Raw genomic sequence first — 15,615 nt, forward strand, 5'->3', positions numbered from 1 at the left:
TGGATAAAAACGGTTTTAAGGCAAAAGACGGTCCGGTAACAGGCGCATCAGCTGCGTATCGAACCAGGCCACGAAGGCCGGCGATGGCACAGCATCGACCGCCAGATACCACCAATCGGCGGCGGCGAAGGCACGGCACTTCACCGCGTCCTTTTCGGTCATCACCAATGGCAATGACGGTGTGAAATTCAAGGCCTGGACGCTGTACTCGGCGTGGTCGGCAAACGCATGCGGGACAGGCTGCCAGTGTAGCGTTTCGAGGGTCGTGAAGAAACGCTGTGGATTGCCGATCCCGGCCACGGCGTGCAGGGCTTGTCCTGGGGGAAAGTGATCGAGGGGACGCCGCTCGCCGCTTTGCAGGTTGATCAGTGCGGTGGGTTGCAACTGGAAGGCAAAACCACCGTCGCGATCGGCAGCGGCACCGTTATAGAGCACCGCGTCGACACTTTGCAGACGCTCGACCGGTTCGCGCAACGGCCCGGCCGGCAGGCAACGCTGGTTGCCCAGGCCTCGGGCGGCGTCGATCAGCACCAGCTCCAGGTCCCGGGCCAGACGGTAATGCTGCATGCCGTCGTCGGACAGGATCAGGTCCAGCGGCTCACTCGCCAGCAGGGCTTGGACCGCGCGACTGCGGTCGGGGTCGATCATCAACGGCACGCCGGTGCGCTGGACGATCAACAAAGGTTCATCGCCGGCGATCCCGGCACTTTGATCGGCTTCGACTCGCCACGGTAATTGCGGCGGTTTGGCGCCGTAACCGCGGCTGACCACGCCGACGCGCAAACCGCTGCGCTGGCAATGCTGGATCATCCACAGAATCAGCGGCGTCTTGCCGGTGCCACCGACGGTGATATTACCGACCACGATCAGCGGCACCGGCGGTTGATAGATCTCGCCCTCACCCGCCAGAAAACGCTTGCGCTTGTTCACGACCACGCGCCGATACAACCACTCCAGCGGCTGCAACAGCTTCAAGGCCGGATGACCTTGATACCACGCGGCGAGCAAGCGATCAGACATGGCCATCAGGGCGTCGGCGGCGCCGCTTCGACAGTGGTCATGCGCAGATGGCTGAAGCCGAGCTTGCCGGCGGCATCCATGGCGGTGATGACGGACTGATGCTGGGTCTTGCCATCGGCGCTGATGGACAGCGGCAGGTTGGTGTCACCGCTCGATTCCTTTTGCAGCGCATCCATCAGGGTCGCCAGATCGTTCTTGGGCAATAGCTGATTGTTCACCGAGAACACGCCCTCGGCACTGATGGCGACGTCCAGATGCTTGGCCTGCTGGTCTTCGGCAGGCGAACCGCTCGCTGCTTCCGGCAGTTCGACGCGCAACTGGGTTTCCCGGGTAAAGGTGGTGGTCACCACGAAAAACAGCAGCAGGACAAACACCACGTCGATCAGCGACACGAGGTTGATGTCCACGTTCTCCCGTTGCTTGCGGCGGAATTTCACGCTCGGCCCTCAGCCAGGTCCACGTCGCGGTCGCCCTGCACCACTTCAACCAGCTTGATGGCTTCCTGTTCCATGCCCACGACGAGTTCATCGATTCGCCGTTGCAGGAAACGGTGGAAGAACACCGACGGGATACCGACGATCAGACCCGACGCCGTGGTGATCAAGGCTTTGGAAATACCGCCGGCCAGCACTGCGGCGTTGGTAGTCATGCCAGTGCCCATGAACGAACTGAAGATATCGATCATGCCCAGCACCGTACCCAGCAGGCCCAGCAACGGCGCCATGGCGGCAATGGTGCCGAGGGCGTTGATGTAGCGCTCAAGCTCATGAATGACCCGCGCGGCAGCCTCTTCGATGCACTCTTTCATGATCTCGCGACCGTGCCTGGAGTTAGCCAGGCCCGCAGCCAGGATCTCGCCCAACGGGGAGTTGGCGCGCAGTTCCTTGAGTTTGTCTTTATTGAGTTGTTTGTCCTTGATCCAGACCCAGACCTGACCGAGCAAGTGCTCCGGGGTTACACGGCTGGCGCGCAGGGTCCAGAGACGCTCGGCAACGATAGCCATTGCCGCGATGGAACTCAGAATGATCGGAATCATCATCCAGCCGCCGGATTTAACCAATTCCCACACAGTGACAGTCCCCTCGAAAAAGTGCGCCACTCTAACATAGGGGGTGGGCGCACCGAAGACCGTGATGTCGCATCCGGTCGGGGTTTAATAGCTCGCGGTTATTGCGGCGAGCGCCAGAAACGCCGTTCTTGACGCATCGACCGGGGCGGTTGGAAACGTCCCAGTTGCAGATGAATGGCACCCTGCTCCGCGCTGTCATGGATCAGCATGCCGCGCTTTCGATAGCGTGCCACGACGGTAGGATGGGGATGTCCGAAGGAATTGCCGTTGCCTCGGGAGATCAACACCGCTTTTGGTTGCAACCCGGCCAGCAGCGCCATGGATGACGAACTGCGACTGCCATGGTGCGGCGCCTGCAACCAATCGGTGGTCATGGCCAATGGGCTTTCGAGCAGCGCTCGTTCGGCTGCGCTGTCGATGTCACCGGTCAGCAGCAATCGCTCGCCATTGGCTTCGATCTGCAGGACGCAGGACTTTTGATTGCTATCGGTGGCAAGCGGCCATTGCCAGAGCTGGAACCGGACATCGTCCCAGATCCATTGCCGACCACTTTCACAGGGCCCGGCGTGTAGTTCGGCCGGCAATGCCAGTGGATCGCCACTGATAACCCGCGTCACCGGCAGCCCATTGGCAACGGCCCGTGCGCCGCCAGCATGATCGGCGTCGGCATGACTGATCAGCATCAGGTCGAGGCCGTCCACGCCCAGTTTGCGTAACGATGGCAGTACCACCCGTTCGCCCAGGTCGAAATCGCCGAAACGCGGTCCGGTGTCATACAGCAGGGTGTGATGACGGGTGCGCACCAGAATGGCCAATCCTTGACCGACATCCAGCTGCCAGATGTCGGCAACCCCTTCTGGCAACGATTGCTTGGGCGCAAATACCAGTAACAGCAGCATCGGCCAGCCCAACGGGCGCATGGGCACGCCGCGCGGCAGCAATAGTAGAAAGGCACCGAATGTACTGAGGGCCCACACCCCTATGGGGATGGCCGGCGGCACCCACGCGGGGACCTGACCGGCCATCAACGCCAGGCATTTGAACAGCCAGTCGATCAAACCTCCCGCCAGCCACAGCAAACTTTCGCCCACATAAGGCACTGGCAACAGCAGAGTCCCAAGCAAAGCCGGCGGCAACACCACCAGACTGATCCACGGCACCGCCAGCAGATTGACCAAGGGCCCGCTGAGACTGATCGGCAGCCCCAGCACCAGCAACACTGGACACAGGCCGATCGCGATCAGCCATTGCGCGCGAGTCCAGGTTTGCCACCATCGCCAGGGTCCCAGGCGACCGCCGAAGGTGAAGATCAGCACCGCTACCGCCGCGAACGACAACCAGAAACCCGGTTGCAGGCTCGCCAATGGGTCGAGCAGCAAAACGCTGTCGAGCGCCAGTAACAGCGGCCACCAGGCGCCGAGATGGCGAAACCGCAGCCGCCACAGCAGCACCAGGCCGATCATCACACAGGCCCGACGCACCGGCACTTCGAAGCCCGCCAGCAGCCCATAACCGAGCGCCGCGGCGAATGCGAGGCTACACGCCCACGGTAGCCAGGGCAGGTTTGGCCACAGACCGTAACGGGCCAGCCCGGCGATCAGCAGGTACACCAGCCCTGCCAGCAAACCGATGTGCTGGCCGGAAATCACCAACAGGTGCACGGTGCCGGTGTCTTGCAGAGCCTGCCAGTCCTCACGACTCAGCCCGGCGCCGTCCCCTAGCACCAACGCCGTCAGCGCTCCTGTTCGTCCTTGGGCATCCACGGCCTGCAAACGCTGACGGATACCATCGCGCCAGGCCCACCGGGCCTCCATCAGCCGCTCGCCATCCTTGACCGTACCTGTGGCGCCGATGTGTTGGGCCAGCAGCCAGGCGTCGTAATCGAACGCATGAGGGTTGAGCAGCCCGGCAGGACGCTTCAACTTGACCGCCAGTCGCCAATATTCGCCGCTGTTCACGGGTGGCCCGTCGTACCAGGCCAGGCGTATCAGTTGCGGCACCCTGGTGTGTCGCGACCGGGCGTCCGCCAATTCGAAACGCACGACATCTTCATTGTTCTGCGGCAATCCCGTTACCCGGCCTTCGATCCAACGGGTTTCGCCATCCAGGCTTTTTGGCAGGCGATCATCCAGCGCCCACTGCGCATTCGCGCACGCCCAACTGAGACCGAACAGGAAGAACGCCACCGGGTAAGTCCTGAACGGCAGCATCATCAAACCCACTACCGGCAACAACAGCCACAACCAGACCGGTGGTAAAACCGGTAAAAAACGCAGGGCCAGCAACCCCAGCGCCAGCGCCATCATCCCTGTGCGCATAAGCCCGTCCTTGAGAGTTCCTTCCCTAGGCATAGCCGGGCCGCCGCACGACCGTGGATATCAATTGTCACAAAGTCTGAATGGGCGACTCATAGAATCCAGACATACTTGCCGCCTTAACCGACCGAGAAGCCTTATGCCCCGGCGCTTATTCAAACGTTACATGCCAGACCCGACGAGCATCAGGGAACACAAATCCTTACGCTTTCTCGGCACCCTGCTGCATGACCCGAACCTCTGGCACCTCAACCGGCACTCCGTCGCGCGGGCCATGGCGGTGGGGTTGTTCGCGGCTTTCCTGCCGATTCCGTTGCAGATGCTGGTGGCGGCCATCCTGGCGATTTTGGTGCGTGGCAATATGCCGATAGCGGTGAGTCTGGTCTGGCTGACTAACCCGATTACCATGCCGGCGGTGTTCTTTTGTACCTATCAGACGGGTGCCTGGTTGATGGATGTTCCTGCTCGTCATTTGCCTGACGAACTGACCTGGGAATGGATCAGTGGTGAACTCTCTACGTTGTGGCAGCCGTTTTTGCTTGGCTCGGTGGTGACGGGGTTGGTGCTCGGGGCATTGGCCTATTGTTTGACCATGCTGTATTGGCGGTGGTGGGTTGGGCGGCAGTGGGCTCGGCGCAAGAAAAAGCGGATGTTGTGAATGTGGAAAGGCCTCCGTGGTGGGAGGCCTTTTTTTTGCTTTTTGATTGGGGGTATATCCGTTGCTGAGGTTGCGGCGGCTGACGGTTTCGCTTTTAAAAACCACCCTCCCCTGTAGGAGCTGGCTTGCCAGCGAAGCATTCGAATGTGCCACGTTTATCCTGTTGGAACGCGTCATCGTTGACGACCTTCGCTGGCAAGCCAGCTCCTACAGGGGATTGGGGGATGACACGGTTACTGTAGGAGCTGGCTAGCCAGCGAAGCATTCGAATGCGCCATGTTTATCCTGTTGGAACGCGTCATCTTTAACGACCTTCGCTGGCGAGCCAGCTCCTACAGGGGATTGGGGGATGACACGGTTACTGTAGGAGCTGGCTTGCCAGCGAAGCATTCGAATGTGCCACGTTTATCCTGTCGGAACGCGTCATCGTTGACGACCTTCGCTGGCAAGCCAGCTCCTACAGGGGACGCAGGTCGCCGTGTTGTAAAAGCGTAACCATTAGCCGCCATCACCACAAAACCGGATATGTACACAAACCAAAGAACCTAGGTACGCATCCCCCGCCCACTAACCAACAATCTCGCGCAGCCAATATAAAGCGCCACAGTCGCCACCAACATAAAGGTAATCGCGACACTGATCTTAATGTCCGAAACCCCAAGAATGCCGTAACGGAACGCGTTAACCATATGCAACACCGGGTTAGCCAACGACACCGTCTGCCAAAACGGCGGCAGCAACGTAATCGAGTAAAACACCCCGCCGAGGTAAGTCAGAGGCGTCAGCACAAACGTCGGAATAATCGAAATATCATCAAAGTTGCGCGCAAACACCGCATTGATAAAACCCAGCAGCGAAAAGATCGTCGCCGTCAGCACCACCACCAAAATGGTCACACCCAGGTGATGCACCTGCAAATGCGTGAAGAACAGCGACAGCAGCGTCACGATAATCCCGACCATCAACCCACGCAGCACGCCACCCAAGGTGTAGCCGATCAGAATCGTATGCGGCGACACCGGCGACACCATCAACTCTTCAATCGATCGCTGAAACTTGCTACCAAAAAAACTCGAGACCACGTTGCCATAGGAGTTAGTGATCACCGACATCATGATCAACCCCGGCACGATGTATTCCATATAGGTGAAGCCACCCATATCACCAATTTGCCGGCCAATCAGATTACCGAAGATCACGAAGTACAGAACCATGGTGATCGCCGGCGGCAGCAACGTCTGCGGCCAGATCCGCGTGAAGCGTCTGACCTCACGGTAAACGATGGTATTGAGGGCAACTAAGTTGGGTTGCAGCTCGGAACTCATACCGCCACCTTCGACAGATTTTTCTCCACCAGGGACACGAACAACTCCTCGAGGCGATTGGTTTTGTTACGCAGGCTCAGCACTTCGATGTTCTGCTGCGCCAACTGAGTGAACAACGCGGTGATGCCCATGGACTTGTCCACCTGGACTTCCAAAGTGTGGCTGTCGAGCAGTTTGCTGGCGTAACCGAGCAACTGCGGCGCCACTTTCAGATCGTTTTTCATGTCGAGCAAGAACGTTTCCACATGCAGTTGGCCGAGCAACTGTTTCATGCTGGTGTTCTCGACGATGGTGCCGTGGTCGATGATGCCGATGTTGCGGCACAACTGCTCAGCCTCCTCCAGATAGTGGGTGGTGAGGATGATGGTGATGCCTTTCCTGTTCAGCTCGGTGAGGAAGGTCCACATCGAGCGACGCAGTTCGATGTCCACACCCGCCGTCGGTTCGTCGAGGATCAGCAAGCGCGGCTCGTGAACCAGCGCGCGGGCGATCATCAGGCGACGCTTCATGCCACCGGACAGTGAACGCGACGGCACATCGCGCTTGTCCCACAACCCCAATTGGGTCAGGTATTGCTCGGCGCGTTCCTTGGCGACTTTCGGCGGAATGCCGTAGTAACCGGCCTGGGTCACGACGATATCGAAAGTCTTTTCGAACTGGTTGAAGTTGAATTCCTGGGGCACCACGCCGATGGAGCGTTTGAGCTGCGCAGGGTTCTTGTCCAGGTCGTTACCAAAAATATTCACCGTGCCGCTGGTCTTGTTCACCAGGGTCGAGAGAATGCCGATGGTCGTGGATTTGCCGGCGCCGTTAGGGCCGAGCAAGGCGAAAAAGTCACCTTCGGCGACGTCCAGATCGATACCACTCAGGGCCTGGAAACCGTTGCCGTAGGTTTTGGTTAGCTGCCGGATGGACAGAGCGGAACTCATATCGGATTACGCACCAAGAAGGGAGGAAAGGAAGAAATAAGGGCGGGCGGCGATCAGTTCAACCACGGCGCATGAGCGCAATGGTGCTTGTCGCCGCCACACAAGTACAGTCAAGTGTGTCGATAGTGAGTATTAAGTCAACGCGGTCATAACGGCTTTCTGATACGCCGGACGCTGTTTCAAGCGGGCATACCAGGCTTCAAGATGAGGCTGCGGCGCGCGTTCGATCGGCATCTCGAACCAGGCATAAATGAAACTGCCCAGGGGGATATCGCCCATGCCGATCTCATCGCCCGACAGGTACGGTTGGGTAGCCAACGCGTGATCGGCCATCGCCAACAGGCCGTCACATTCTTTGATCGCGGCGTGGATGGCCGACCAGTCCTGCTGATCTGCCGGCGTACGCAATACACCCCAGAACACCGTGCGGAACGGGCCGGCAAAACTTGAAGTGGCCCAGTCCATCCACTTGTCGGCGGTGGCGCGGTTTTTTGGATCTTCCGGATACCAGGCCGTGCCATTGGCATGCAGAGCCATCAGGTAACGCACAATGGCGTTGGATTCCCACAGCACGAAACCGTCGTCTTCAATCACCGGCACGCGACCATTGGGGTTCATCGCGCGGTATTCCGGTGTATCGACTACACCAAAGGCGCCGCCCGCATCGATGGCTTCATAGGCCAGGCCCAGCTCCTCGGCAGCCCACAACGGTTTTCTGACATTCGACGAATTTTTCCGACCCCAGATCTTCAGCATGACCGCCTCTTTATGGATGAATGCGCAGGCAGCATACGCCGGATCAGGCGCGACTCAAATCGCTCTGCATGTCCCCCAGCAGTGTCGGCAGTTGCTCGCTGAACAGATGCGGATAGCACTTTTGCAGGTGCTCGAAAAAGAACGCTTCGGGCACGTCGGTGAACTGGCCGTGATCCACCACATACTCCATCAACTGCTCGCCATCGCGATTGAAGGGATGGAAAACACTGTCGTTGATCCCGTCGAACTCCAGCGGCGCGACATTGAACAGTTCACACAAACCTTGATTGAACGCTGGCGTCGCCTTGACCCAGCGACCGTTCAGGTACAGCTCGGTGTAGCCATGCATGGCGAACACGTCGCTCTTGAGCAATTCGAGCAGGCGCGGCGTCGACAAATGATTGCGCACGTCCGCCAGCCCGATACGCGCGGGGATCGCGCAATGCCGGGCGCACCCGGCCAGTAGCGTGGCTTTTGGCACGCAATAACTTTCCCCGGCCGCCAGCGCATAACTGCCGCGCAAGGTTTGCGGGTCGCGGCTGAAGGTGTAGGGGTTGTAACGCACGGCCTCGCGCACGGCGTAATAAAGATTGATCGCCTGCTCGAGTGGATCGCGACGACTGCCGCGATGTGTTTCGGCGAACTCCACCACCGACGGGTGGTCACTATCGATGAAGCGGCCGGGACTCAGGTACTCGTGCATGAGAATAATCTCCTGGGGAAGCCACGAGTCTATCGACACGTTCAGCACAGAGATAACGACGTTTCGGCCAAACATGGACGCTTTGTCGCCCGCCCAGCGAACGATTTCCCAGGCCTGTTGCCAACCGGGCCTACAAAACTCATCCAAGGTTTCCCACGAATTCAAACACATCGCTCTGACCACCCTGTTTTGCGGATGCCGTCTAAGCTCTGAAGGTTGGTTTGCCCTGGTTTCACGGAGGATTAAATATGCTGCTGTTGTGGATACTGGTTCTGGTTGTCGGGATTGCCTGGTTAGCTCACCGCCGTATCGCCCCGTTGCCCGCCCTGGGCATTGTTGCCCTCTATCTGGTGGCGATGGGTGCCTTCAGCCGCGCACCCGGCTGGTTGCTGCTGATTTTCTGGGTATTGATCGCAGCCGTCGCGGCGCCTTTGTTGCTGCCCGACCTGCGCCGCAAATTCTGCAGCGCGCCGCTGTTCAACTGGTTCCAGAAAACCCTGCCGCCGATGTCGCAAACCGAACGCGACGCCATCGACGCCGGCACGGTGTGGTGGGACGGTGAACTGTTCAGCGGCCGCCCGGACTGGAACAAGCTGCTGTCCTATCCAAAAGCGCAGTTGAGTGAAGAGGAACAGGCCTTCATCGACGGCCCGACCGACGAACTCTGCGCGATGGTCAGCGACTGGCAGATCGGGCAAGACATGGACCTGCCGGCCGAGGCCTGGACCCACATCAAGGAAAACGGCTTCTTCGCCCTGATCATTCCCAAAGAGTTTGGCGGCAAAGGCTTCTCGGCTTATGCCCACTCGCAAGTGGCGATGAAACTGGCGACCCGCAGTGGCGACCTCGCCTCCACCGTGATGGTCCCCAACTCCCTAGGTCCGGCCGAACTGCTGTTGCATTACGGCACCGACGAACAACGCAACCATTACCTGCCACGGCTGGCGCGCGGCGATGACATTCCATGTTTCGCGTTGACCGGGCCATTGGCCGGCTCCGACGCCGGCGCCATGCCCGACACCGGCGTCATCTGCAAAGGCGAATGGGAAGGCAAGGAAACCCTCGGCCTGCGCCTGAATTGGGAAAAGCGCTACATCACGCTGGGCCCGGTGGCCACCCTCCTCGGCCTCGCCTTCAAGGCTTACGACCCGGACCACCTGCTGGGTGACAAGGAAGACCTGGGCATCAGCCTGGCATTGATCCCGACCGATACCGCCGGTGTTGAAATCGGCCGTCGTCACTTGCCGCTGGGCGCCGCGTTCATGAACGGCCCGAACTCCGGCAAGGACGTGTTCGTGCCGCTGGACTTCCTCATCGGCGGCCAGGAAATGCTCGGCAAAGGCTGGATGATGCTGATGAATTGCCTGTCGGTCGGGCGCTCGATTTCGTTGCCGGCGGTCGGCACTGGCGCGGCGAAGTTCACCAGCCTGGTGACGGGCCAATATGCGCAGGTGCGTGAACAGTTCAATGTTCCGCTGTCGGCGTTTGAAGGTATTCAGGAAGCCATGGCGCGCATCGGCGGTAACGCCTGGATGATGGACGCTGCGCGAATGTTGACCGCCAACGCGGTGGATCTGGGCGAAAAACCCTCGGTGCTGTCGGCGATTCTCAAGTACCACCTCACCGAGCGCGGCCGCGAGTGCATCAGCCACGCCATGGACGTTCATGGCGGCAAGGCGATCATCATGGGGCCGAACAACTACCTCGGTCGCAGCTGGAATGGCGCGCCGATCTTCATCACCGTGGAAGGCGCCAACATTCTCTCGCGCAACCTGATGATCTTCGGCCAGGGCGCGATTCGCTGCCATCCATTCGTGCTGAAAGAAATGGCCCTCGCCGGTCGCGAGGACAAGGATCAGGCGCTCACGGAATTCGATGGCCTGTTGCTCAAGCACATCGGTTTTGCCGTAAGCAACGCCGCCAGCACCCTGGTGCTGAACCTTGGTTTCGGTCACTTCGAACACGCACCAGGCGACAAGCTCAGCCAGGGTTACTTCCGTGCGCTCAACCGTCAGGCGGCGGCGTTCGCGATGCTCGCCGACCTGAGCATGATGCTGCTGGGCGGGGAACTGAAACGTCGCGAGCGTCTGTCGGCGCGACTGGGGGATGTGCTCAGCAACCTGTACCTGGCCTCCGCCGCGCTCAAGCGTTATCACGACCTCGATTCGCCGGAGCACATGGCGCCGCTGTTTACCTGGGCCATGGAAGAAAGCCTGGGCCAGTCGGAACGGGCGCTGGATGAGCTGCTGAGCAACTTCCCGAACAAGGTGCTGGGTTGCCTGCTGCGGGTGATCGTGTTCCCGTTCGGCCGCCGCCACAAAGGGCCATCGGACAAACTCGGTGCCGAAGTCGCTGCAGTGATTGGTCGTGCCAAAGGCGATCCGACCCTCGAGGAATTGCTCGGCGGTTGCTACCGTCCGCAATCGGCTGATGATGCCGTCGGTGCTCTGCAACATGCGTGCAACCTGTTGAACGCAGCGCAGCCGTTGCAGAAAAAACTGCATGTGGCGCTCAAAAGCGGCCAGGTCAAACCCGCCGCCGGGGAACACGCCATTGATGCCGCGCTGGAAGCGGGTGTGTTGCAGCCGGTGGAAGCACAGACCCTGCGTGAGGCCGAAGCGGCGCGACGCAAGGTGATTGATGTCGATGATTTCGACAAAGAGGAGTTGGCGCTGGCGGAAGGCAAGGTCCGCTGATCCAGCAAACCATGCTCTACCATGGGAAAAAGGGCGCAGGAGCTTTATACTCCTGCGCCCGTTTTGCTCTTGAGGACTTATCTCGTGTCCAATGTCGTTGCCGATCATCTTGTCTTGCTCGACCACCTGCGCAGCATCCTGGTCGCCGTAGGTGAGGCCGAACAGGTTCCCGAAGAAAGCCATGCCTTGTTCCTGGAGCGCTTCGACGAACTGCGTGCGCTGCTGCCGGTCGATCCGATCGAAAGCCAATACCTGGGCCAGGACATCTTGTGCCAGGTGATAACCCGTTACCCGCAAATCGCCCACCTGGTCCCGCGCGACCTGCTGTGGTATTTCGCCGGTGACTGCCTGCATTACATGCCGGACGATGAAATCGACTTGTACCAGGCGCTGGAAGAACGTCGTTTCGAAGCCGAACAGAACGATGAACCGTTCGACTGGAACCAGGAAAAACAGCTGCTGGCGATGTCGAACGACGACAGCAAGCACTGATCCTGATCAGCAATGCAAAAGGCCCGCATGGTGATTCATGCGGGCCTTTTTTTTGTGGCATTGCCGACGACGCCTTCGCGGGCAAGCCTCGCTCCTACAGGGATTGCACAACACCTTGTAGGAGCGAGGCTTGCCCGCGAAGGCGCCCGTCAGAGCAACCCATCACTCTCGGGCAACTCATATTCCGCCGCTACTTTTGGCTTACCCGGCTTGCTCAGGGTCGGCTCCTTTTCCAGGCACTCCACCAGATAGTCGATAAACACCCGCAGCTTCGGCGGCAGGTAACGGGTCGGTGAATGCAGCAACCATGCGCCGCCGTGATAAGAAGCGAGGAAAGTCCAGTCCGGCAGCACCTGCACGATCAACCCCTGCTCCAGCGCATACCGCGCGGTGAAATACGGCAGGCTGCCAATCCCGATGTGCTGCAATACCGCGCCCAAGCGCACCCCGGTGTGGTTGGCGGCGTAACGTCCGCGTACACCAACCGTCACAGCCTTGGTGCCTTTCTTGAATTTCCAGCGCGCATCGCTCGGGGTTTCGCCCAGGTAGATGCAACTGTGATTGAGCAAATCGTGGGGATGGGTCGGCGTGCCGTGTTCGGCCAGGTACTGCGGCGTTGCGCAGAGCAAATGGTCGATGGTCAACAATTGCCGCCCCACCAGTCCTGCGGGTGGCCGGTCGGTGATACGAATCGCCAGGTCGACGTTGTCGTCGATCAAATCCACCTGGCGATCCTCCAGCAACAACTCCACATCCACTTTGGGATACCGCCGTAGAAACTCCGGCATGTGCGGGTGAATCACGAATCGCCCCACCGCTTTCGGCACGCTGACGCGCACCAGCCCTTCTGCTTCATGGGTGAATTGACCGCTGATTTCCATCACCGACTTGGCCGCGCTGACCATCTCCTGGCAACGCTTGAACACCTCTTCCCCACCGTCGCTCAAACGCAACTTGCGCGTAGTTCGTTGCAGCAATCGGGTGGCGAGCGCCTTTTCGAGTCGCGAAATGCTGCGACTGACCGCCGAGGGTGAAGACCCCAACTGGCGAGCCGCCTCGGAGAAACTGCCGGTCTCGACAACCTTGACGAAAATCGCCATTTCACCCAGCAGTGGCAGTGGAAGATTTATGCTCACAGCGCAACAGTCCTTTGATGTTTGAACGGATTATCACGCAATTCCATGCTTCATATAATGAAAAATAGAAATGTTAATTAGGGCATGGAATATGACGCTTCGCCTCTTTTTCCATAGTGATGATCTCAAGGCTAACGTGGAAGTCCTGGATTGCACGCCCCACGAGAACGAATTCGCCGTGGTGCTGCGTGCCACGCTGTTTCACCCACAGGGCGGCGGGCAACCCTCTGACACTGGCTGGATCGGTGAAAGCCGTGTGCTGCGGGTGGTTCAGGACCCTGACCGGATCATCCATTTCGTCGAGCACCCGGTGAAACTCGGGATGATCCAGATTCGGGTCGACGAACAACGTCGCCAGTTCAATACGCGCATGCATTCCGCCGGCCATCTGATCGGGCACTTTGTCCAGGCGATGGGCTGGATGCCGATCAAGGCGCATCACTGGCCGGGCGAAGGACGTGTGCAGTTCAAACCGGCGGAGAGTGCACAAGACGTCGATGCCCAGACCATTCAGTTCGGTATCGAGCAGTGGATCGCGCATGACCTGCCGCGCTTGACGTCGTTGCGCGAAGGCGCCCGGGAAATCGGTTTCGGTGAACTGCCCGCCTACGGCTGCGGCGGCACCCATGTACGTAGCCTGAAGGATTTGGGCACAGTCACGATCGCCGCCCTTTCGCAAAAAAAGGGAACGCTGTCAGTCCACTACAGCGTGGATTGAGCATTTGGGCGGTGGCACCGCAGCCATCGCCTCACGCCGGGGGAACCTGCATTCGCCGGTTCCGTTGACTCTCTGTTAGATGGACCTAAGACATGATGCTTGACGTCGAGCGTCTCGATGAGACGTGCATAAAAAAACTGGCCAACCAAGAAGTCCTCGCCATCCGCGTCAAAGGCTTTCTGCCCCGACCACTGGCGCTGCAGATCGGCGACAAGATCCTCGCCCCTGGCTTCGAGGGGTACATCAACGCGCCGAGTATCGGTCGCATCGGCATGGCGTTTTATGAAGCGGAGAACCAGCCGCTATTGATCGAAGATTACTTCGAACGCGCCACGCGCAACATTGCGGAACTGCGCGACCGTTGTGCCCCCTACTCGTCCCCGGTCGACACCCTGCGCTGCATGCTCGACGAGACGTGGCCGGCGGGTGCACACCTGGAAAACCTCTACGGTCGCAAAATGTATGTGGGGCTGTCCCGGGTGGTGAAACCCGGGGTGTGCTTTCTGGCCCACCACGACATTTTCGCCAAGGATGCCCCGGACAGTTTCCAGGCCCGAAGCCTGGAAGCGCAGTTCGCCTGCAACGTTTACCTGAACATGCCCACCGAAGGCGGCGCACTGCAGATATGGGACGACGACATTTCCCCGGAGCAGTTCGACGAAATGCGTGGCGACAGTTACGGCATCGACCCGGCCTTGCTCGGTCCTCCAGCCCTGGAGATTCGTCCTGAACCGGGAGATTTCATCATGTTCAATTCGCGCCGCATGCACTCGGTGACACCGGGCGTGGCCGATCCGCGCTTGAGCCTTTCATTCTTTGTCGGTTATCGCGGCAATGCTTCACCCCTTACCTACTGGAGTTGAGATGCTTTCGAATTACCTGGGCGAGTTCCTGGCGCTGGCGACTATCCACTTCCTGGCCGTGGTCGCACCCGGACCGGACTTCGCCGTCACCATCCGCCAGAGCGTACGTTTCGGCCGATGGGTGGGAATCTGCACGGCACTGGGCATCGGCGCAGGCATTTCCGTGCATGTGCTGTACACCCTGCTCGGGGTCGGCGCGTTGATGCACACGTTGCCCTGGCTGTTGACGGTGGCCAAGGTCGTCGGCGGTGCGTACATTCTGTACCTCGGTGTCAGCCTGCTGCGCAGCCAACCGAAAACCGTGCTGGAAGGCGACAAAGGTGCAGACGAACCGGTCGTAGAACAAACCTTGTTGAAGGCGTTTACCACGGGTTTTTTGACCAACGCCACCAACCCCAAGGCCACCTTGTTTTTCCTGGCGATCTTCACCACGATCATCAGTGCCACGACACCGCTGAAGATTCAGGCGCTGTATGGGGTCTGGATGTGTTTTGTGAATGCGTTGTGGTTTGTCATCGTCGCGCTGTTCTTTTCAAGCAGCAGGGTGCGATTGCTGTTTATGCGCATGGGGCACTGGTTCGAGCGGACGATGGGGGTGATTCTGATCCTGTTTGCCGGGCGGTTGATTCTGTCGATGTAAACACCCCGAACATGTAAAAGGCCCGCTCAGTCTGACTGGCGGGCCTTTTTATGGGATGAAAGCTAAATAACGCGCAAACAAAAACGCCGCTCATTGCTGAGCGGCGTTTTCGTTAAATATGGAGCGGGAAACGAGACTCGAACTCGCGACCCCGACCTTGGCAAGGTCGTGCTCTACCAACTGAGCTATTCCCGCAAAGGGGTCCCCTAGGGGACTCGAACCCCTGTTACCGCCGTGAAAGGGCGGTGTCCTAGGCCACTAGACGAAGGGGACACGCTAACTGAAACACATGGTG

At 59.4% G+C, this 15,615-nt stretch carries 15 protein-coding genes and 2 tRNA genes; 6 read left to right on the top strand and 11 right to left on the bottom strand.

What is annotated here, in order from left to right; genetic code table 11:
• Positions 1-15: 15 nt before the first annotated feature.
• The 4 genes from lpxK to AEQ67_RS27375 all read right to left on the bottom strand — a co-directional run bounded on the left by lpxK (position 16) and on the right by AEQ67_RS27375 (position 4,407).
• Positions 16-1,026 (bottom strand): tetraacyldisaccharide 4'-kinase, encoded by a 1,011-nt coding sequence (gene lpxK, locus AEQ67_RS27360; protein WP_059406884.1) that lies wholly within the window; start codon positions 1,024-1,026, stop codon positions 16-18.
• A complete protein-coding gene (locus AEQ67_RS27365) occupies positions 1,026-1,457 on the bottom strand; it encodes an ExbD/TolR family protein (protein WP_059406885.1) in 432 nt (143 codons plus the stop codon). Before AEQ67_RS27365 ends, lpxK begins: the two co-directional genes overlap by 1 nt.
• A complete protein-coding gene (locus tag AEQ67_RS27370) occupies positions 1,454-2,089 on the bottom strand; it encodes a MotA/TolQ/ExbB proton channel family protein (RefSeq protein ID WP_059406886.1) in 636 nt (211 codons plus the stop codon). The genes AEQ67_RS27365 and AEQ67_RS27370 overlap by 4 nt, the downstream gene beginning before the upstream one ends.
• Positions 2,090-2,187: 98 nt before the next feature.
• Positions 2,188-4,407, bottom strand: a complete 2,220-nt coding sequence (locus tag AEQ67_RS27375) for a DNA internalization-related competence protein ComEC/Rec2 (RefSeq protein ID WP_059406887.1) — start codon at positions 4,405-4,407, stop codon at positions 2,188-2,190.
• A 136-nt stretch (positions 4,408-4,543) separates the two neighbouring features.
• Here AEQ67_RS27375 and AEQ67_RS27380 point away from each other — a divergent pair, with 136 nt between their 5' ends.
• Positions 4,544-5,062, top strand: coding sequence for a DUF2062 domain-containing protein (locus AEQ67_RS27380; RefSeq protein ID WP_059406888.1), 519 nt, complete (start codon positions 4,544-4,546; stop codon positions 5,060-5,062).
• Positions 5,063-5,607: 545 nt separating this feature from the next.
• Here AEQ67_RS27380 and AEQ67_RS27385 read toward each other — a convergent pair.
• The 4 genes from AEQ67_RS27385 to AEQ67_RS27400 form a co-directional block, all read right to left on the bottom strand.
• Positions 5,608-6,387 (bottom strand): ABC transporter permease, encoded by a 780-nt coding sequence (locus tag AEQ67_RS27385; RefSeq protein WP_059406889.1) that lies wholly within the window; start codon positions 6,385-6,387, stop codon positions 5,608-5,610.
• On the bottom strand, positions 6,384-7,316 hold the full coding sequence (locus AEQ67_RS27390; RefSeq protein WP_059406890.1) for an ABC transporter ATP-binding protein: 933 nt from the start codon (positions 7,314-7,316) through the stop codon (positions 6,384-6,386). Before AEQ67_RS27390 ends, AEQ67_RS27385 begins: the two co-directional genes overlap by 4 nt.
• A 132-nt stretch (positions 7,317-7,448) precedes the next feature.
• Positions 7,449-8,072 (bottom strand): glutathione S-transferase family protein, encoded by a 624-nt coding sequence (locus AEQ67_RS27395; protein ID WP_059406891.1) that lies wholly within the window; start codon positions 8,070-8,072, stop codon positions 7,449-7,451.
• Positions 8,073-8,115: 43 nt separating this feature from the next.
• Positions 8,116-8,775, bottom strand: a complete 660-nt coding sequence (locus AEQ67_RS27400) for a transglutaminase-like domain-containing protein (RefSeq protein WP_059406892.1) — start codon at positions 8,773-8,775, stop codon at positions 8,116-8,118.
• A 248-nt stretch (positions 8,776-9,023) separates the two neighbouring features.
• On the opposite strand from AEQ67_RS27400, the gene AEQ67_RS27405 reads away from it, so the two are divergent.
• A complete protein-coding gene (locus tag AEQ67_RS27405) occupies positions 9,024-11,471 on the top strand; it encodes an acyl-CoA dehydrogenase (RefSeq protein WP_059406893.1) in 2,448 nt (815 codons plus the stop codon).
• An 84-nt stretch (positions 11,472-11,555) separates the two neighbouring features.
• The gene (locus AEQ67_RS27410) at positions 11,556-11,963 is read left to right on the top strand and encodes a PA2817 family protein (RefSeq protein ID WP_027924016.1); all 408 of its coding nucleotides are present in this window, start codon (positions 11,556-11,558) and stop codon (positions 11,961-11,963) included.
• Positions 11,964-12,112: 149 nt separating this feature from the next.
• Here the strand turns inward: AEQ67_RS27410 and AEQ67_RS27415 are convergent, their stop codons facing one another.
• Positions 12,113-13,099, bottom strand: a complete 987-nt coding sequence (locus AEQ67_RS27415) for a LysR family transcriptional regulator (protein ID WP_059406894.1) — start codon at positions 13,097-13,099, stop codon at positions 12,113-12,115.
• Positions 13,100-13,190: 91 nt separating this feature from the next.
• On the opposite strand from AEQ67_RS27415, the gene AEQ67_RS27420 reads away from it, so the two are divergent.
• From AEQ67_RS27420 to AEQ67_RS27430, 3 genes are all read left to right on the top strand, one after another.
• Positions 13,191-13,817: a hypothetical protein gene (locus AEQ67_RS27420; RefSeq protein ID WP_059406895.1), complete on the top strand. Its 627-nt coding sequence runs from the start codon at positions 13,191-13,193 to the stop codon at positions 13,815-13,817.
• A gap of 92 nt (positions 13,818-13,909) precedes the next feature.
• Positions 13,910-14,680, top strand: a complete 771-nt coding sequence (locus tag AEQ67_RS27425; protein ID WP_059406896.1) for a 2OG-Fe(II) oxygenase — start codon at positions 13,910-13,912, stop codon at positions 14,678-14,680.
• Between the two features lies 1 nt (position 14,681).
• Positions 14,682-15,320 (top strand): LysE family translocator, encoded by a 639-nt coding sequence (locus AEQ67_RS27430; protein ID WP_059406897.1) that lies wholly within the window; start codon positions 14,682-14,684, stop codon positions 15,318-15,320.
• A 119-nt stretch (positions 15,321-15,439) separates the two neighbouring features.
• Here AEQ67_RS27430 and AEQ67_RS27435 read toward each other — a convergent pair.
• Positions 15,440-15,515 (bottom strand) — tRNA-Gly (locus AEQ67_RS27435).
• Between the two features lie 5 nt (positions 15,516-15,520).
• Positions 15,521-15,593: transfer RNA gene (locus tag AEQ67_RS27440), tRNA-Glu, on the bottom strand.
• Positions 15,594-15,615: the final 22 nt, after the last annotated feature.

The sequence above is a fragment of the Pseudomonas sp. RIT-PI-q genome, assembly GCF_001297125.1.
GTDB lineage: Bacteria > Pseudomonadota > Gammaproteobacteria > Pseudomonadales > Pseudomonadaceae > Aquipseudomonas.